The 19,761-nt window shown below is 32.4% G+C and carries 17 protein-coding genes; 8 read left to right on the top strand and 9 right to left on the bottom strand.

Annotation, left to right across the window (positions count from 1 at the left end):
* The first annotated feature begins 114 nt into the window (after nucleotides 1-114).
* From HWV59_RS12420 to HWV59_RS12400, 5 genes are all read left to right on the top strand, one after another.
* The gene (locus tag HWV59_RS12420; RefSeq protein WP_175638995.1) at nucleotides 115-834 is read left to right on the top strand and encodes a 3-ketoacyl-ACP reductase; all 720 of its coding nucleotides are present in this window, start codon (nucleotides 115-117) and stop codon (nucleotides 832-834) included.
* Nucleotides 835-1,047: 213 nt separating this feature from the next.
* The gene (locus tag HWV59_RS12415) at nucleotides 1,048-1,596 is read left to right on the top strand and encodes a cysteine hydrolase family protein (protein ID WP_102229852.1); all 549 of its coding nucleotides are present in this window, start codon (nucleotides 1,048-1,050) and stop codon (nucleotides 1,594-1,596) included.
* A 111-nt stretch (nucleotides 1,597-1,707) separates the two neighbouring features.
* The gene (locus HWV59_RS12410; protein WP_175638994.1) at nucleotides 1,708-3,177 is read left to right on the top strand and encodes a nicotinate phosphoribosyltransferase; all 1,470 of its coding nucleotides are present in this window, start codon (nucleotides 1,708-1,710) and stop codon (nucleotides 3,175-3,177) included.
* A gap of 36 nt (nucleotides 3,178-3,213) precedes the next feature.
* Nucleotides 3,214-4,038: an ammonia-dependent NAD(+) synthetase gene (nadE, locus tag HWV59_RS12405; RefSeq protein WP_102229850.1), complete on the top strand. Its 825-nt coding sequence runs from the start codon at nucleotides 3,214-3,216 to the stop codon at nucleotides 4,036-4,038.
* A gap of 268 nt (nucleotides 4,039-4,306) precedes the next feature.
* Nucleotides 4,307-4,813 (top strand): acyl-CoA thioesterase, encoded by a 507-nt coding sequence (locus tag HWV59_RS12400; RefSeq protein WP_102229849.1) that lies wholly within the window; start codon nucleotides 4,307-4,309, stop codon nucleotides 4,811-4,813.
* Nucleotides 4,814-4,908: 95 nt separating this feature from the next.
* Here the strand turns inward: HWV59_RS12400 and katA are convergent, their stop codons facing one another.
* A complete protein-coding gene (gene katA / locus HWV59_RS12395; protein WP_102229848.1) occupies nucleotides 4,909-6,363 on the bottom strand; it encodes a catalase KatA in 1,455 nt (484 codons plus the stop codon).
* 394 nt (nucleotides 6,364-6,757) lie between these two features.
* Between katA and HWV59_RS12390 the strand changes: the two genes are divergently transcribed.
* The gene (locus HWV59_RS12390; RefSeq protein ID WP_175638993.1) at nucleotides 6,758-7,714 is read left to right on the top strand and encodes a phosphatidylglycerol lysyltransferase domain-containing protein; all 957 of its coding nucleotides are present in this window, start codon (nucleotides 6,758-6,760) and stop codon (nucleotides 7,712-7,714) included.
* A 33-nt stretch (nucleotides 7,715-7,747) separates the two neighbouring features.
* Nucleotides 7,748-9,067: a YheC/YheD family endospore coat-associated protein gene (locus tag HWV59_RS12385; RefSeq protein WP_102229846.1), complete on the top strand. Its 1,320-nt coding sequence runs from the start codon at nucleotides 7,748-7,750 to the stop codon at nucleotides 9,065-9,067.
* A 43-nt stretch (nucleotides 9,068-9,110) separates the two neighbouring features.
* Here the strand turns inward: HWV59_RS12385 and HWV59_RS12380 are convergent, their stop codons facing one another.
* The 7 genes from HWV59_RS12380 to rfbA form a co-directional block, all read right to left on the bottom strand.
* Complete coding sequence (locus HWV59_RS12380; RefSeq protein WP_175638992.1) at nucleotides 9,111-10,487, bottom strand: Mur ligase family protein; 1,377 nt, start codon at nucleotides 10,485-10,487, stop codon at nucleotides 9,111-9,113.
* Between the two features lie 12 nt (nucleotides 10,488-10,499).
* On the bottom strand, nucleotides 10,500-11,801 hold the full coding sequence (locus tag HWV59_RS12375; protein ID WP_175638991.1) for a YheC/YheD family endospore coat-associated protein: 1,302 nt from the start codon (nucleotides 11,799-11,801) through the stop codon (nucleotides 10,500-10,502).
* Nucleotides 11,802-12,482: 681 nt separating this feature from the next.
* Nucleotides 12,483-13,385: a hypothetical protein gene (locus HWV59_RS12370; RefSeq protein ID WP_175638990.1), complete on the bottom strand. Its 903-nt coding sequence runs from the start codon at nucleotides 13,383-13,385 to the stop codon at nucleotides 12,483-12,485.
* Between the two features lie 26 nt (nucleotides 13,386-13,411).
* Nucleotides 13,412-14,326, bottom strand: a complete 915-nt coding sequence (locus HWV59_RS12365) for a hypothetical protein (RefSeq protein ID WP_175638989.1) — start codon at nucleotides 14,324-14,326, stop codon at nucleotides 13,412-13,414.
* A gap of 39 nt (nucleotides 14,327-14,365) precedes the next feature.
* Entirely contained in the window at nucleotides 14,366-15,685 is a 1,320-nt protein-coding gene (locus HWV59_RS12360) for a UDP-glucose dehydrogenase family protein (protein ID WP_175638988.1), read from the bottom strand.
* A gap of 71 nt (nucleotides 15,686-15,756) precedes the next feature.
* On the bottom strand, nucleotides 15,757-16,458 hold the full coding sequence (locus HWV59_RS12355; RefSeq protein ID WP_175638987.1) for a putative nucleotide-diphospho-sugar transferase: 702 nt from the start codon (nucleotides 16,456-16,458) through the stop codon (nucleotides 15,757-15,759).
* 64 nt (nucleotides 16,459-16,522) lie between these two features.
* Nucleotides 16,523-17,392: a glucose-1-phosphate thymidylyltransferase RfbA gene (gene rfbA, locus HWV59_RS12350; protein WP_175638986.1), complete on the bottom strand. Its 870-nt coding sequence runs from the start codon at nucleotides 17,390-17,392 to the stop codon at nucleotides 16,523-16,525.
* Between the two features lie 252 nt (nucleotides 17,393-17,644).
* Between rfbA and HWV59_RS12345 the strand changes: the two genes are divergently transcribed.
* Nucleotides 17,645-18,352 (top strand): glycosyltransferase, encoded by a 708-nt coding sequence (locus HWV59_RS12345; RefSeq protein ID WP_175638985.1) that lies wholly within the window; start codon nucleotides 17,645-17,647, stop codon nucleotides 18,350-18,352.
* 220 nt (nucleotides 18,353-18,572) lie between these two features.
* Here the strand turns inward: HWV59_RS12345 and HWV59_RS12340 are convergent, their stop codons facing one another.
* Nucleotides 18,573-19,757, bottom strand: a complete 1,185-nt coding sequence (locus HWV59_RS12340) for a hypothetical protein (RefSeq protein WP_175638984.1) — start codon at nucleotides 19,755-19,757, stop codon at nucleotides 18,573-18,575.
* Nucleotides 19,758-19,761: the final 4 nt, after the last annotated feature.

Genomic DNA, 19,761 nt, shown 5'->3' with positions numbered 1-19,761 from the left:
AAACGTTGAGTCGTCAAATAATTTCTCATACATCTATCGTGCACTTCTTTTGACATTCATTTTCCCAGTATGTAAGATAAGAACGCAACTTACATATTGAAAGGGGCCAAAAATATGGCGCAATCATTAAAAGGGAAAGTCGCTCTTGTAACTGGAGCTGGAAAAGGTATTGGACGTGCAACGGCAATCGCCCTTGCTCACGAGGGAGTAAATGTTGCATTATTAGCACGAACAGAACAAGATTTAGTGGAAGTAGCAAAAGAAATTGAAGCTCTCGGAGTAAAAACCGCCTATGCAACAGCTGATGTTTCGTCAATCGACGACGTAAATGCTGCTGTAGAAAAACTAAAAACGTCTCTAGGTCCAGTTGACATTCTTATAAATAATGCAGGTATTGGAAAGTTCGGTAAATTCCTTGAACTAGAACCAGAAGAGTGGAAAAAAATTATCGATGTTAACTTAATGGGTGTTTATTATGTTACTCGTGTAGTCTTACCTCAATTAATTGATAAAAATGGTGGAGATATTATTAATATCTCTTCAACTGCAGGTCAAAAAGGTGCTCCTGTTACAAGTGCATACAGTGCTTCAAAATTTGGTGTTTTAGGACTAACAGAATCACTTGCATTAGAGGTACGCAAGCATAATATTCGTGTAACAGCTCTAACACCAAGTACCGTTGCAACGGAATTAGCTTACAAAGAAAACCTTACAGATGGTAATCCCGAAAAAGTCATGCAACCAGAAGACCTTGCAGAATATATGGTAGCACAATTAAAGCTTCATCCTAGAATTTTCATTAAATCTGCAGGACTTTGGTCAACAAATCCTTAAAAGCGATAAAAGGGCTGTCAATTTATTATGACAGCCCTTTTCTTCATATTTTTTATTCTTCTTAGCTATGAATCCTTCAAAACATTCTTTTTCCATATTTGATTAAATGCTAAGTTCGTGTAAAATTGAATATATTATCCATATTATTAGGTTTTTCCTTACTATAAATATACAGTAGACGTTGTTTTTCTTACTATTAAGGAGGTATTAGTGTTGAAAAAGGCATTAATCAACATCGATTACACATATGACTTTGTTGCAGTTGACGGTGCGCTTACTTGTGGGAAACCCGGTCAAGATATTGAAAAGGAAATCGTTACAATTACAAAGGAATTCATCGAAAAAGAAGATTATGTTGTATTCGCTGTAGATCTTCATGAAAAGGATGACCAATTTCACCCGGAGACAGCATTGTTTCCACCACATAATATTCGAGGTACAAAAGGAAGAAATTTATATGGTGAGCTCCAGGATTTATACATAAACACCAAGGAAAAACCGAATGTACAATTTATGGATAAAACACGTTACAGTGCCTTTGCGGGAACAAATTTAGAATTAAAATTAAAAGAACGGGCAATTACTGAAATACATCTGGTTGGGGTTTGCACAGACATATGTGTTTTACATACTGCAGTTGATGCATTTAATAAAGGATTTTCTGTTGTTGTTCATAAGAACGCTGTTGCCAGTTTTAATGAGTCAGGTCATGATTGGGCATTGCAGCATTTTTCTTCTTGCTTGAATGCCAAAGTGATTTAGTTTTTTTCTTATTTCTACATATTTAATGAACATATGGTGCCTCCATTTTTTCATTAAATTAACGACCATTTTGGTCTTTGTGAAAAATTGAACGAACTTGGAGGAAATAAAATGAATATACATTATGAAGACGATAGTCTTGCTCTCCACACAGACCTTTATCAAATTAATATGGCTGAATCTTATTGGGAGGATTCCATCCATAATCGAAAGGCAGTGTTTGAAGTATTTTTTCGAAAACTTCCCTTTGGAAATGGTTATGGAATTTTTGCAGGACTTGAAAGAATTATACAATATCTGGAGAACTTTCAATTTTCCAAAAGCGATATAGACTATTTGCGTGATGATTTAGGTTATAGAGATGACTTTTTAGAATACTTACGTACGCTCCGATTTACTGGAAATGTTTATTCAGTCCAAGAAGGGGAAATGGTATTTGGAAATGAACCTATCATCCGAATTGAAGCTCCTTTAGCTGAGGCACAATTGATTGAAACGGCGATATTAAACATCGTCAACTACCAAACATTAATTGCGACAAAAGCAGCTCGAATTAAACAAGTTGTTGGAGACGATACAGTAATGGAATTCGGTACTCGTCGAGCTCATGAATTAGATGCTGCGATTTGGGGAACAAGAGCGGCTTACATAGGGGGATTTCATGCTACATCTAATGTAAGAGCCGGAAAACTATTTGATATTCCTGTTTCAGGTACACATGCTCATGCATTTGTTCAAGCATACAAAGATGAATATATTGCGTTCCATAAGTATGCACGACGTCACAAAGAATGTGTATTCCTTGTTGACACGTACGATACATTAAAATCAGGTGTACCAAATGCGATTAAAGTAGCAAAAGAATTAGGAGATAAAATTGAATTTAAAGGCATTCGCCTTGATAGCGGGGACCTTGCTTATTTATCAAAAAAAGCTAGGAAAATGCTTGATCAAGCTGGTTTTTATGAGACAAAAATTATTGCTTCTAATGATCTGGATGAATCAACAATTATCAACCTAAAATCACAAGGTGCCAAAATTGATGTTTGGGGAATTGGAACAAAATTAATTACTGCTTATGACCAGCCTGCTCTCGGCGCTGTATATAAGCTTGCTTCAATCGAGGATGATAATGGAAAAATGATAGACACGATCAAAATAAGTGGAAATCCTGAAAAAGTGTCTACACCTGGTTTAAAGAAAGTTTATCGAATCATTAATAGGCTAAATCATAAATCAGAGGGTGACTATATTACCTTACAACATGAAGATCCTGAAAGCGAAGAGAAATTAAAGATGTTCCATCCTATTCATACGTTTGTCAGTAAGTTTGTTACAAACTTTGAAGCCAAAGATTTACATCATCTCATTTTCGAGAACGGATCACTTGTATATGACTCCCCTTCTCTCCAGGAAATGCAGGACTATACATTGGCGAACCTGGGTTTACTATGGGATGAATATAAACGCGCCCTTCATCCTGAAGAATATCCTGTAGATTTAAGTCAGGAATGCTGGGAAAACAAAATGAGAAACATTGAAGAAGTAAAACAAAAAATATCCGAAATGAACAAACAATAGTAATTCTTAAAAGTACTTCAATTGGAGGCATAAAAAATGAGTTTACAAAAACGAATTATGAGTGAACTACATGTAAAAGAAACAATAAATCCAAAGGAAGAAATAAATGCACGTGTATCATTTTTAAAAGAATATGTGAAAACAACAAGTGCTAAAGGCTTTGTTCTTGGTATCAGCGGCGGTCAAGATTCAACTTTAGCAGGACGTTTGGCTCAATTAGCCGTTGAAGAATTACGCAGTGAAGGTTATGATGCAACGTTTATTGCTGTAAGACTTCCCTATGGTGTTCAAAAAGATGAAGATGATGCACAATTAGCTCTTTCTTTTATCAAACCGGATAAAAGTGTTGCTTTTGACATTTCAGGTGCAGTTAATGCATTTGCTAACGATTATGAAAAAACAATGGGAGAATCACTCTCAGACTTTAACAAAGGAAATGTAAAAGCAAGAACTCGAATGATAACACAATATGCAATCGGCGGTCAGGAAGGACTTTTAGTCATCGGCACAGACCATGCTGCAGAAGCTGTTACAGGATTTTTCACCAAATATGGTGACGGAGGAGCCGACTTATTACCACTTACAGGTCTAACAAAACGCCAAGGTAAACGTCTATTACAAGAATTAAATGCTCCTGAGCGCTTATATCTTAAAATACCAACCGCAGATTTATTGGACAATACTCCACTTCAGGCAGACGAAACAGAGCTTGGTATTTCCTATGATCAATTAGATGACTACTTGGAAGGTAAACTAGTCGAATCTGAAGTAGCTGAAAAGATCGAAAAACGTTACCTTATCTCACAGCATAAGCGTGAAGTACCAGCTTCCATGTTTGATGATTGGTGGAAAAATAAATAAGAAAAACAATAGCAAAATGCTCAAGATATATTATCTCTTGAGCATTTTTGTTTCCAGGAGGAAAAACTTCCTCCCTAGCGAATCTTGTGTCTGGAGTTCAATGGAACGAAACGAACTGAATTCACCTATATCAACATTAAAAATTCAACAAAGAATGCCTAAATATGTCTACAAATAAATACAATGTTAGAATGTAAAACAAATAAATTGAAGATGTTAAGAAAAGAGCTAATAATATTAATATCATGACACCTAAGGAGAGGATACAATGACAAACAGTGAAGAAAAAACATGTAAAGAATCCCTTGTGATTAAGACAAGTAGAGTATTTCCATTGGACACAAACAACCATAATACGTTATTCGGAGGTAAATTAATGAGCTATATTGATGATGTTGCCTCCATTTCAGCAGCTATGCATTCCAGATGTGAAGTTGTAACAGCTTCAACTGATTCTGTTGATTTCTTAATTCCAATCCGTCAAAGCGACTCTGTAAGTTTAAAATCGTATGTTTCATCTGTAGGTCGCTCATCTATGGAGGTTTTTGTAAAGGTCATTGCCGAAGACTTAAAAACAGGTGAACGAAAACTTGCCGCTACCTCCTTTTTAACTTTTGTGGCATTAAATAACCAAGGTAAACCACAGCCAGTCCCTAAGGTCATTCCGGAATCTGATGAGGAAGTTATGCTGTTTAATACTGCACAACAACGAAGAAATGTCCGTAAAGAGCGACGTGAGCATAGTGAAGCTTTTGCAAATGTTGTGACATTGTAAATAAAAAAGTAAAAAAAAAACGCATCCAATCTTATGGATGCATTTTTAAATGAGAATAATTGAGAATAGTATGAGAATCGTAAATGTATTTAAAATTATTTAACTTCTGATGGTACAGCTAAACCTAAGCCTTCTGCTATACGAGTTCCGTATTCCGGATCTGCTTTGTAAAAGTGGCCAATTTGACGTAATTTAATATCGTCTCTTTCGACAGGCTTCATTGCAGCAACAATGTTTGACACTAAGTGTGCACGTTGTTCTTCTGTCATGAGACGGTATAAGTCACCTGCCTGGGTGTAGTGATCATTGTGATCATATGCTACACTTTCAGCAACTCCAGAAACCGGGTATGCAGCTTGTTTGTTTTCTGGTGTTTCAGTTGGACCACCGAAGCTGTTTGGCTCATAGTATACTGATTTTCCACCGTTATCATCAAAGCGCATTTGGCCGTCACGTTGGTAGTTTTTTACTTCATTTTTTGCACGGTTAATTGGAAGTGCCTGGTGATTAGCACCTACACGGTAACGGTGTGCATCATGATATGCGAATAAACGTCCTTGAAGCATTTTATCCGGTGATACGTCTACTCCTGGAACTAATGTACCAGGTGAGAATGTTGCCTGCTCCACCTCTGCAAAGTAGTTTTCCGGGTTACGGTCTAATACCATGCGTCCTACTTCGATAAGTGGATAGTCTTTTTGAGACCAAACCTTTGTTACATCAAATGGATCCCATTTGTAAGTATTCGCATCTTCTAAAGGCATAATTTGTACGTATAATTTCCAAGCTGGGAAATCGCCTTTTTCGATTGCATTAAATAAATCTTCAGTATGATAATCCGGATTTTCACCAGCAATTTGTGCTGCTACTTCCGGTGAGATATTTTTAACACCTTGCTCTGTTTTGAAGTGATATTTAATCCATACTCCATCACCTTCAGCATTTGTCCACTTAAATGTATGACTTCCAAATCCATGCATATGTCGTAATGTCGCCGGAATACCACGATCAGACATAAGAATGGTTACCTGGTGTAATGATTCTGGAGATAATGACCAGAAATCCCACACTGCATTAGGATTTTTCAAATGTGTTTGCGGATCACGCTTTTGCGTATGTATGAAGTCCGGGAATTTAATAGCATCACGAATAAAGAATACCGGTGTATTGTTTCCTACGATATCGTAGTTCCCTTCTTCCGTATAAAACTTAACAGCAAAACCACGTGGATCACGCACTGTATCAGCTGAGCCATTTTCTCCTGCGACAGTTGAAAAACGAATAAATAATGGTGTGCGTTTTCCTACTTCAGAGAAAAGATTTGCTTTCGTATATTTTGTCACATCATTTGTTACTTCAAAATAACCGTGTGCACCTGCACCTTTGGCATGAACAACACGTTCAGGAACACGTTCTCTATTAAAATGTGCAAGCTTTTCTAAAAGGTGTACATCTTGTAATAATGTTGGGCCGCGATTTCCTGCTGTAATTGAATTCTGGTTGTCCCCTACTGGAGCACCCCAGCTAGTAGTTAGTCTGTTATTTGTCATTTAAGAATCACCTCATATTTTGTTTGGCTATGAATCTATAATAACATGTCTCAATTAAAAATCAATACTTTTTTATAATAATTATAATTTAATATTTAAATTAATTTAATAGTAACTATTACTCCTTTATTATTTTATGTTTACAAGGCCAGATATATGTCATGGAATATAGTCTATTAAGTAAACTAATAAATTTTCTTGAAAATTACATTTCCTTAACGGCTAGAATTGAATTTTTCCAAGCTCTAGTGAATTCAACTAACTATTTCAATGTTACTTTCCATATATAGTTTTTATTTTAGTTCCCTGTCAAATGTAGATAATCGCACATTCACTTTTAAAATGATGACATAAAATATACAGTATTTAAATGCTGATATAAGGGGGAAGGAACTTGTATAAAATCAAGAATTTTGGTCTAAGTGAACTAATGTTAGAAGATTTACACCTCTTTAATAAATATATAAAAGCCTCTACCTATTTCACTGGATTATGGGCATCTAATTTTCCATACATTTGGAGTATTTCACGGTTGAAAAATATAAACGTTTATTGGAAAATCATTGATTCAATGCTTGTTACGTTTATTATGACAAAAAAAGGATTTATGTACGTATGGTGTTTACCTTTCGGAAAAGGGAATGCCGATTATGTTATTTCCGTAACTAAAAAAGGGTTAGAGTTATGTAATGAGTGGAATGCTCTCCACAATTATAAAAAGAGTGCATATGTAAACTTGTTAAACGAAAAACAAATACAGTTTCTAGCTTCATCAAATTCTTTTAGAAAAACATTCCTATATAAAAAGTTTGATAGTAAAGAAATTATCTGGAGTGTAGATAAAATCACTCAATTAAAAGGAAAAGAATACAGAGAAATTAGAGCCATAAGAAATAAACTGCACAGAGACTATCCAAGTATTACATTTCGCGAATATTCACCTTCAGATTATAAGGGTGTCTTAGCTTTAAAAGAACTATGGAACAAAACTTCAGGTCAAAAATATGAGAGAATTACAGATCGCAACCTTTTTCACCAAATTCTCCATCATTATCAGGAGTTAAATGAGATGATCTATGTAGCAACAATTGAAGAAGAAATAGTAGGATTTGTCACAGGCTCAATCTTACCAAATGGCTTGTCATGGGGGTGCTTAGCAAAAGCGCATCCAAATTATAAAGGAGTTTCAATTTATTTGTATACCGAGTTTGCTAAAGTCATCCGATCAAAAGACCCTAATGTTAGCTTAATTCATGTTGGTAGTGATAATAATGAGAAAGGATTACGATATTTTAAAGAAAAGTTTCGTCCAGTTGAGAAACTGTCACAATATGCATTGAAATTAAGGTAACTTTGGAAATTCATAAGTAAGGTGGTGATTGAAATGAACCTTCTATATAAAATTAAACCTAAACCTACTGAAAATGACGTACTTATCATTAAAAACATTTCTCCAGAATTGAATAACAAAACGATGAAACTATATTTCGGACAAAATTTCATCAATGTAAAAATTCAACTCTCTGATGACATAGAAGCTAATGAAATTGTTCTTTCTGACAATATCCTTGAACATTTAAAGATACCGTTATACTGTTATTACCAATTAAATGTTCAGTCAGATCGGTTGATTGTGGGTCCTTTTATTGGAATATTAGCTAATCTTTCCGAGATTGGCCTTGAACGTCGATTATTAGACCTCTATAGTTATGTAAAACATTATAGTAAGATCGGTGGTATTATTACTGCCTTTTCACTTGACCAAATTAATATTGGTCAATCCTATATCGAAAAAGGCTATGTCTATCATCCACAAAAAAAGAAATGGCTCCCTTCAACAAACATACCATTACCTGCTTCTATTTTTAATAAATGCAAGGTCATCATGAATGATAAGTGGAAATTCCTTTCAAACTGTTATAAATCAAATATGTTTAATTTTCCAACCTTCGATAAATGGGATATGCACAAGTGGTTCTCTCAAGATTCCTTATTAAAGCAAACCCTTCCTTCTACTAAAATTTGTTCTCACCCAAATGAGATCTTAGATTTCCTTAAAAAGTATAAACGTGCATACCTTAAGCCTATAGGAGGCACATTTGCACAGGGTATTATAATCCTTTCATACCATCAACAAGGCGTATCTATTCAATATGAAAAGAAAAGAAACATAGTTAAACACAACTTTTATAAAAAAATCGAGTTCAAAAAGTTCTTCAAGAAAATATTACGCCGAGGGGATTACTTAATTCAAGAAGCTATTTCCCTTCTCACATCTGAAAACCGTGTGATCGATTTTCGATTTATCTATATAAAAAATAAAGAAGGAAATTGGGAAGATAATGGATTATTTGCCAGATACGGAAAATTAGGAAGTGGCATAAGTAATCTAACTCGAGGAGGAACACCAAAAGAAGGAATCGCTGCATTAAAAGAATTTCTATCAGAAGAAGAGGTAAATCAAAAACTTGAGGAAATGAAATTGATTGCTGAAAAGGCATCTTTAATGCTTGAAAAGAAACTTATTCAATGTGGAAATCTCGGCTTTGATTTCGGCATAGATATCAACTACAAACTTTGGATTATTGAAATAAATAATGAGGATCCAGACCATCGTATCGCTACTGTATGTAAACGGAAGGATATCTTATATAATGCTCGATTACAAAACATGCTTTTTGCTAAGAAATTAGCAGGCTTCTAAAAAGCACATCTTAAGTCGTAATCTGCGACTTAAGATGTGCTTTTTATTTTTGTCTTAACCGTTGTATTAGATCCTTATAGGATTGATACATAGAGGTTTTCACTAATACAATCGTATCTGCATCTGTCTTCTCCAAAAGATGTTGATATGCTTCTTTTGGACTCTGACAATGATAACGTTCACCACCCATACCCATTTTCGACGCTTGCTTACTAATAAGTTCTGCATCCTGCCCTATTGTTATAAGAATATCGATCTCTTCTTTTGCTAACATATTTCCAACAAGTGTATGAACTTCATTCGTTTTATCACCTAAAAATTTTATTTCACCAATTACAGCGATCTTCTTTTTACCTTGAGAGATATTTTTTAATACGTCTAATGAAGACTCAATGGAGGTAGGATTTGAACTCCAAGTATCATCAATCAATGTCGAACCATTTAACCCTTTTACCACTTCAACATGTTTCGGAAGTAGTGGAAACGTTTTTAACCGTTCAATACTGTCAGTTATTGGTACACCAAGCTGGTTTGCAGCTGCAATTGCAGCTGCAGCATTATACACATTGTGCTTTCCAAGACCAGGAACTATTCCCTCAAACCTTCTATTTTTATAATTCAATTTAAATTTCATTTTATTCTTATCGTAATCAATATGTTCTATACGGAAATCTGCTTTTGGGTTCATTCCGAATGTGATGACTTTTTTATTTATGTTTCCTAAATCAATTTGTTGGACATATTCATTATCACCATTAACAACTATTGTTCCTTTAGGATCCATAATTTTAAAGATAGATAGCTTTTCTTCTATATATGATTCTAGGTCTGGAAATCCATTTAGATGATCTATTCCTATTGATGTTAAAACCCCTACATGGGGCTTAAAGTATCGATAAGCTTTTCTTAAATGCCGAGGAGCGGCTACCGCTGTTTCCATGACAACAACCTCTGTTTTACTATTAATACCTAACAAATAATCTAAATGTCGTGATGGATCATTTTCATTTTTTATAGTCTTATAGACATTATAATTCTTAGAAAAAATCCAGCTCACCATTTCCTTTGTCGTTGTTTTCCCACAAGTGCCTGTAATTGCGATAAAAGGGATTGTTAGCATATTTCTATAAAAATCAATAAAATTCCAATAGGCGATTTTAACGTTATTTACTTTAACAATTGTGACGTTATCTACTATATCTGTAATCAATTGTGGAGTAGCCGTAATGATAACTAGATGTTTAAAGTGATTTGACTTTTTTAGAGAAAGAGTGTTTTTTACGTGGAAATACATTGTGTGGTCTTTAAGTAATCTATATTTTGGTACCTTAATTACATGTTTAATTAGTGGGTTTGTTTCACCATACACCACTTTCCCCTTCATTATTGGTAACAATTCTTTTAGATAAATCGGTCTCATCTTTATTCACCCTCAATTTTTAAATCCTGTTAATGCTTTTGCATATGAAATAGGTGTTTGCCAAACTTTTTCATATATAGACTTTGGTAATTGATAAAGACGTTCGTCAGCAGCATAACTTACCTGGACCTCAAGAACCCATACTTTCAGTTGATTATCTACCACAACATCAATAGCTACATCTGCAAGGATTTGATTCTTTTCTTCAAGTGCTGTACACACATTTTTGCACACTTGAATCATTTCTTGCTGGATTTCTAATCTTCGGGCATTTTGTAGTCGGAAAAACCTTTTTAATGCAAGATCTATTGTTAAAACTTCTTGACTATGTTTTAAATTCGTTATAACCCGATTTGGTTTTGACACTCTTCCATATATACCTGAACAATTCCAGTTCTTTGTTTCATCCTTTTGCATATAAACTCGAAAATCAACCAAGCTTTTCCCATACATATAAGGAACACCCTGTTGAATGATATAGTTGCGATTTTTTGTAAGACTAGTTATAAATGACTCTAACTCTTGCTCTGTAAATAAAACCTTTTCCTGATTATTCGTATCCTTTATAAGATAACCAAGTTTTAACTTCTCCGCCTTGTAAATACCCCTACCTCTTGAAAGATTTGTTGGTTTTAAGTACACCGTTTTGAAGTTATTAATCATTGCTATGAAGCTATTCAAATCACGAAGCGTCTGAGTATAAGGGAGGTGCATATTAACAGATGGATCTTTCCTTAATAACCTCCAAAGCTTTGATTTAGTCATTAAGCAGTTATTAAACACTTTCATATCTACATTTTTCTTTAATCTTTTATAATGGCTTTTCTTAAGATAAGTGCGATTATATAAAACTTTTGGAAATGGGAATATTCCTTCTTTCCATTCACCATGGACTGAATAATAGTAACCTCTTATTAATTTTCTCTTGACATCTATCCAATCTTGACTTCCTACAAATACAACACCCTTCCCTGTTTCGTTAGAGGGGATTCTCTCTTTGAAGTGTTCTAATACTTTAGTTGTTAATTTTTCATGGTTTTTAACCAGTAACATTCCAATTAAGGGTCCGAGATGAATTTCGTTGTTTTTTATTTGGACTTCAATTTTCACATCAGTAGGAAGGGTTACTTCTTCTGTAAAATGATTAGAAAGTCCAATTGTTTCATCAGCCAAATTTTCGTTGATTTCTAATGCCCTTACTATTGTTAAGTTACCGTAATTGACAGGTATAAGATGATTCTCTTTGAGGTTTAATTGTTTCATTGTATTTGAATTCATCAGGATAAAGTTCGTGTCGTACCATTTTCCAATCATTTAATATGCTTCCCTTCAAAATTGTTTAGGTTTAATACGCTTAAACTATAGAAATCAGGAACAAAAAGAAGGTTTTATTAAAATTACAGTTCATTTTCTCTTTTTTCTAAATTAAAAAAGTCTCTTTATTATTAAATGCAAATAAAAAGAATTGGGTTCGGGCTAATAACCAAAATATCACCCTTTTTTGATGCTTTTATTTATTCGTAAAAAAAAGATAGAATATATTATTTTCTACCTTTTTTGTCTATGATATTATGGATAATCTATGAATAAAGCCCTTAGAATCCGAAACGGTTTTTTCCGATCTTCCATTGGAAGATCTATTTTTGTCTAATTGCTAAAAAATTATTTCTTTAAAGTTTTTATTGAAACCTTGTTAGTGTAAAAACCATACTTATCAGGATTTAGTCCTTCGAAAGTTAACCTTCAATTTTTAAAAATGGGATAAAACATTATTTGAGTAGATTAAAGCAATAAGCTCATGAGGAATATTAAATCAATATCTTTTCAACTTATAAAAAAGAGAATTTTTTATGTTAATTTTTAAAAACAAACTCTCATATTATACTTCTATAAGAATATAAATATTTGGCCATCATATAAGAGGAAAAAATTCTAGTTTCCGGCTTTTATTATAAAAAAACGGAAAAGGATTTGTACAGAAAGGAGGCATGAAAATTATTTAGTTTTAAAATAGCTATAAAACCATTCACTTAACTCAACACCCTCAGTGTTGTAATTTTTAGCGGACACATCATTATTCTTCTTCTTTAGTATCATCGTGTTATTATCACCATGAGCAAGAACCCATGTTAATAAAGGTATATTGACGAGTGAATAATTTTTTTTCATATTTCTTAAATGTTTTAAAACTCGACCGTGATGTTTAATAACGACTCTGAAATTTGACTTGCGAATGTCTGTTTTTTTTGTGGTTAGTGGGAATTCTTCATTTCTAAAATAGAATACTTGACTTGTACCACAGCCTCCATAAAAACGGCTTCTCATCCACAATTCTTTTTTGAATATATTTACCATGAATCCTTTATTAAATATATATGCATCTGAAATTGGACAAGATCTAATATATTCTACAAATTTATAATGAATCCAATCATCAGCATCCACAGGCATAAAATATCCAGAATATCCTATTTTTCTTAAATAAGTTCCTATTACTTTACGTTTTCTAATTTTGTCCCAGAAAAAACCTTTTGGACTTTTGGGAGGAGCAAATTTAACACGTATCCATGTAACTTTTTCATGTAATAATTCTTCGATATCGGGCTTTTTATGACCTGCAATTATTACTCGATAGTTTTGGTCAGTATTACTAAAGATTGTTTTTAAAGTTTTAGATAAATTTTTTTCAACTCTTTTCCAATTTCGTGATGATTTCTTACTTTTTAGTGAGATAGCAAATGCTATTTCAGGACTTTTTTCTTTAACTGATATATGTTTTAAATAATTGTCTATTTGGATTAGTTGATTTTCAATTGAGTTTGAATTTTTTGATACATATTCATTAACTGAATCATTTATTAATAAATCATGCATCCGATTTATATTCCTTTTTTGCATCATTCCACCTCAGTATTATAGTATCATTAATCTAATACCTTAAAATAATTATAGAACCGACTATCAAACTTCTCTTCCTCAGCCTGATATCTAATAGCTGAAATATTGAGATCGTGTTTCCCTAGAATAATACTATTATTATCCCCATGTGCAAGAACCCATGTTATTAAAGGAAATTCAACAAGTGTATACATTTTATTTCTTTTTTTCAAAAATTCTTTTATAAATACATGAGATTTTAAAACCACTTCAAAATTTTTATCAACCGTGGCATTCCATAGAGCGGACTTAGGAAGCTCATTATTATTAAAATATAAAATTTGACTAGTTCCGCACCCCTTATAAAAAGATTGTTTCCTCATCCAAATGTTTTCATTAAATAGATTGAACATGAATCCTTTGTTTATAATAAACGCATCAGATAATGGACAGTTGCGTATATATTCAATAAATCTATAATGAATCCAATCATCCGCATCTATTGGCATAAAGTATCCAGAAAAACCTACTTTCCTTAAATAGTTTCCGATAACCTTTCGTTTGTGCATTTTGTCTCTACTAAAACCTTTTGGGCTTTTAGGAGGTGAGAACCTCACTCTAAGCCAAGTTACTTTTTCATGATTCAATTCATTTATAATTGGCTTTTTATGTCCCGCAACAATGATCCGATAGTTTTGGTCTGTGTTTCTAAATATGGACCTTAAAGTTTTGGAGAGGTTCTCTTGTACTCTATCCCAATTTTTTGAAGACCTTTTACTTTTTAGTGATATAGCAAAAGCTATTTCTGGACTATTTCCTTTATTGGTTCGTATATCATGAGTAAGAAGGTTTTCTAAATTAATTAATTTCTCATTAATCGTACCAGTATCCAAAAGTTTATTTTCAGATAATTCTTTTAGTGATTTACTATCTTTTGTTTTATTTTTCATTCTTTTTTTCATATATTTAACGAAACACCTCCCAATTCAACATGATTACATTTAGAATAATCGTTCATTTACAATAGGTCTGCCAATTGAATAATATTCAATTGGATATTTCTTTACTTCATCAAGAGAATAGCAATTTCTCCCATCAAATATAATGGCAGTTTTCATTTGTTTTACAAATTTTTGTAAAGGAAATGTAATAAATTCTTTCCATTCCGTTACGATGAAAACGGCATCAGTATCTTTAATTGCCGCTTCAACACTCTCCGCATATTTAATCCTTGGATCTAATATTTTTCTTGCATTGTTAGTTGCAACTGGGTCATAAGTAATAACCTCTGCACCTTCTTGAAGCAACAAGTTTGACAGACTAATAGAAGCTGCTTGACGTATATCATCAGTATCTGGTTTGAAAGCTAGGCCTAATAAAGCGAATCTTTTGCCAGTTAAATCTAGGAACCTCTCTTTTACTTTTTCTAAGAGAATAGTTTTTTGTTTGTTATTCACATTTACTACTGCCTTTAGTGTTTCAAAGTTATAGCCAACTTCATTAGACATTTGGATTAGTGCACTTGAATCTTTTGGAAAACAAGATCCACCAAATCCTATTCCAGCTTTTAAAAATTTTGAACCAATTCTACTATCTAACCCGACACCAAATGATACATCCTCTACATTCGCCCCAACCAACTCACAGATTAAAGCTATTTCATTTATAAAACTTATTTTTGTAGCCAAAAATGCATTTGAAGCATACTTAATCATTTCAGCACTTTTCATATCTGTTTTATATATTGGAATATTAAATGGCTTATAAATCTCCTCCATAATTTCTGCTGCGTAATCACTGTTTGTGCCCACAACAATCCTATCTCCTGAAAAGGTATCTTTTATTGCAGATCCTTCTTTCAAAAATTCAGGATTTGAAGCCACTTCAACTCTAACATCGTGTTGTAAGTTTTCATTTATTATTTCTAGAATCCGATCATTTGTTCCAACTGGTACAGTGCTTTTTGTTACAATCAGAACATCTTGTTTTATATGGCAAGCAATTGATTTTGATACATCTATTATATATTTAAGATTTACTGAGCCATCATCATTTTCAGGTGTACCTACTGCAATATAAATAACCTCGGCATCCTTAAATCCCTGAGCATGATCAGAAGTGAAGTACAGATGACCCCTTTTTATATTTTTTACTATTAAATCCTCTAAACCAGGCTCAAAAATAGGGGACTTTCCTTTTTTTAACAAATCCACTTTCTCTTGATCGAGATCAATACATGTCACGTTATGACCAATTTCTGAAAGACAAACACCTGTGACAAGACCTACATATCCAGTTCCTACAACCGATATATTTCTCATACAAATCAACACGCTCTCCAATCATTTATTATTTTCCTAGTAGTTTTTAAACTTTTACATTATTAAAATCTTTAATTATTTTTACTAATATTTTTTAAAAATTGCTGGTAGCTTTTTTTCATTCGATATAACCTCTTTGAAAATTTCATTCCACAATGATGCATGATAATTGGATTTTTTGAAGTGTCTTTTCTATTTGGCCTACTATTCCACTTAACGTCCAAGGCACCTATATACGGAGTATATTTAGTAGGTCCGTTATAGCCTAGTACTTTTACTAGTCTATTTTTATAGCCCAATAAATTTAGAAAAGCTTGTTGATCCCACCAACCTCGGCCATTTTTACGTTTAAAATTCCACACTTTCTCTAAAATTTCTATTGTCATTTTGTCACGCTTAGCAACAATTATCCCTGAGTTAGGAAACAAAGGATTTCTTCCAAAATAACTAGTCATATAAATAACATAATTCGAATGTAATTCATCTCGTATATTAACTGTAGGATCAACGATTATAGTATCAGAATCCATCCACATGACAGTTTCATAATATTTGAGTAAATTTGCAAGTAGAAATATTTTATTTTTTTTTGCAAGTTTAGAGGGAACTAAACTTTCGGTAAAAAACAAAGTATCAATATTATGGATTTTCCCGTAATATTCCACAGTTGGTCTCATTATTTTCAATGCTGCTTCATGGTTGCTCCCCACTCCTAGGCAGCAAATGACCATATCACTTTTCGGTTCAATATTAAAATTATAATTAGGTATCACAATTTTCCACATCCATGTATTAAATTTCGGATAATAAAAAGTTACCCCCAACAATCAGTTAGTCCTATTTAAATTTAGAAGTTTGGACTAAATGAGTTCCATATCCACTTTTCAATAAGCTCTGCGCTAATGAAACTAACTGTTCTTTTGAAATATATCCCTTTTCATATGCAATTTCTTCAATACAACCAATTTTAATACTGTGTTCCCTTTCCGTCTCCTCGATATATTTTGTAGTTTGATATAGTGAATGATGAGTGCCGGTATCAAACCATGTGAACTCATCCCCTAATAATTCAACATGTAAATTGCCCATGTCTAAATATTCTTTGTTTATGTCTGTAATCTCTAGTTCTCCTCGTTCAGAGGGTTTCATTTTTTTTGCTATCTCGACTACTTTATTATCATAAATATATAAACCGGTTACAGCATAATTTGTTTTTGGCTTTTTTGGTTTTTCTTCAATTGATATGACTTTCCCATTTTTATTGAATTCTACAACCCCAAACCTTTCAGGGTCGTTTACGTGATATCCGAAAATAGTGGCGCCTACTTTCCTCTTTATAGATCTGCTCATTATTGCTGAAAAATCATTTCCGTAAAAAATGTTGTCTCCCAAAATTAATGTTACACCTTCATCTCCAATAAATTTTTCACCAATAATAAATGCCTGAGCTATGCCCAAAGGTTTGGTTTCTATTTCATAATAAATTGATATTCCTAACTGTTTACCATCTCCTAACAAATCTATATATCTCTCTTTATCTTGTGGGGTTGTGATGATTAATATTTCCCTTATGTTAGCTTCCATTAATATTGAAAGTGGGTAATAAATCATCGGTTTATCGTATACAGGTAGTAATGCCTTAGAAATAACCTTTGTTAAAGGACTTAATCTAGTACCATTTCCACCAGCAATAATGATGCCCTTCAATATTTATCTCTCTCCTCTCTTATCATATCTATTTCATTTTGTTTAACCGTACTACCAGACGAAGTATATATTTATATTATTCAAAGCTTAATGTTGATGCATAGGTGTTTATCTTTAGAAAAGTTAGATTTTTAACTATTTTGTGTTAAATAAATATAGATATAACAAAATGTTGTTGTACAAATTACTCTGCTTAATCACTTTTTGTATGGAACATCATATATAGTTAAAAATGGATAATGGAGGAGTAAAATGATTTCAATCATAGCTTGTACAATAAGGGATTCAATGATGGAGAATATTTTCAATAATTTTAATAGACAGATATTGGAAGAAAAAGAATTACTCATTATATTAAATAAAGATAATATGAATAAAAATAAATGGGAAGAAATGGCAAATAAGCATCAAAATGTATTTGTCTATCAATTACCACAGAAGAAAACTCTTGGAGAATGTTTAAACTTTGGAATTGAAAAGGCAAATTTTAATATTATTGCAAAGCTTGATGATGATGATTATTATTCCGAGTATTATTTAAGTGAAGCAATGTCAGTTTTTAACACAACCGATGTTCAATTAGTAGGAAAAGGAATGGCTTTTATGTTTTTTGAAAAACAAAAATTATTAACCATCAGAAAACTTGGAAGTGAGAATAAATTAGGGAAAAGTTCTATAAAAGGTGGCACTATTATATTCAGAAAAGAGATATATCCAAGTATAAAGTTCCCTTCACGTAAAGGATCTGGAACAGATAGTGTCTTTATTAAAAGATGCAAGAAAAATAACATTAAAACTTTTACAACAAGTCGTTATAATTATGTTTATATCAGAAGAGTGAATCCAAAGAACCATACGTATAAAAGATCAAATAATGACTTAATTCAAAAAAGCATAATAATCGGTAAGGTAAAAAATTATGTCCCAATTATAACTAGAGCTATTTTTTCTTCTAAATAAGATTAAAAGTTAAAGTTACTTATCTTTATTTTCCTAAATAAGAAGGATTAACAAAACCTTTCAGACTGATTATCATTTAAGTCTTTTAAAAACTACTAATAATATTTAATGTTTTTGAACATTATTTCAGTCTGGAGGTAATTTTCTATTTTTCCTTTCACTATTAAACCCTAAAAATTGTAATCTCTGTATTTTTTTTGTTCAAATGGGACTATTTTTTTCACTTTCTTTTAAATTTCACCATTAAAATCCAATTACAAAATTCATAGTATTCTGAGTCAATATTATGAATGATTTCACTTATCTTATGTTGAATCATAGTCCACTGATGTTTATTTATTTTAGCAAAAAACCTTTTATTACTTTTCATCCTTTGTAATAAAGAATTATCCATATCAAATCCATGTTCACTTGGATTTAACCCTTCAATTAATAACATCGCCATTGTTCTTGCGCATTTTTCACAAGTGCTACAATTGCTTTCATTATTAGATTTCCAACACACTCTTAATTTTAAATCATAGTTTAAGTCTCTTATATAATTTGCGATTATTTCTAGCTTTTCAAACCTATTCAGTTCTATTCCATCTAATTCAACTTCTGTTTCCCCCCACTTTAGATTATTTTCAATAGAAGGATGAGACCCCCATGCCACAAAAGATAGTTTATTATCTTTAGATATAAGGGGGGTGGATGCAAAATAAACTTTTTTTATTCCATTCTTATATGTTAATGGGGCAGATAAACCTACTAATCCTAAACCATGTTGTACGCTAACCCACCAATTTTTCAAACCATTTCTAGAAAACTTATAAAGATTTTTTTCATTTAGGAAGGATCTAAAATTCGATTTTAAATATACTGTATTTAAATTGTGACGGTTTGTAAATTGAGTAATATCATTCTTCACTTTATTCCAAAATTCTCTTTTTTTTAATGGTATGTCAGCTCCCCAAACTGTTATTAAAGTCGGCTGTTCTTTTCGATTTCTAATAAAAGATGTTAAAGAATCTACTCCACCACTAAAAAAAAGTCCACATTTCTCCTTACCGTAATCCTTATTATTCCTTTTTGTATTGAATATTATGGTTCCATTAAAACAATGTTTAGGATACATTGTTTTAAAAGAAATTTTTATAGTCTCTAGAGCTTCTAAAAACTCCTCATCAATTTCATTTACATAAATATCTGCTCCAGTTATCCAGGCCACCGGAGCAATATTTGCTAATACAGGAATAATTAAAATGCTTTTTGGGATTTTTTCGACGCTTTCCGAGTGGTGTAAATAAAAGATATTTTCTGTAAAATATTCCCCGACTTCTCCTGAGCATTTAAAATGACAATAAATAATATTCCCCTGTCTAACTTCTGGATCTTGAATTTCAATTTTATTTTGATTACTCATGCTC

Source organism: Metabacillus schmidteae (assembly GCF_903166545.1).
In the GTDB taxonomy this organism is placed as follows: Bacteria; Bacillota; Bacilli; order Bacillales; family Bacillaceae; genus Metabacillus; species Metabacillus schmidteae.
This window is presented reverse-complemented; position numbering and strand designations above follow the sequence as displayed.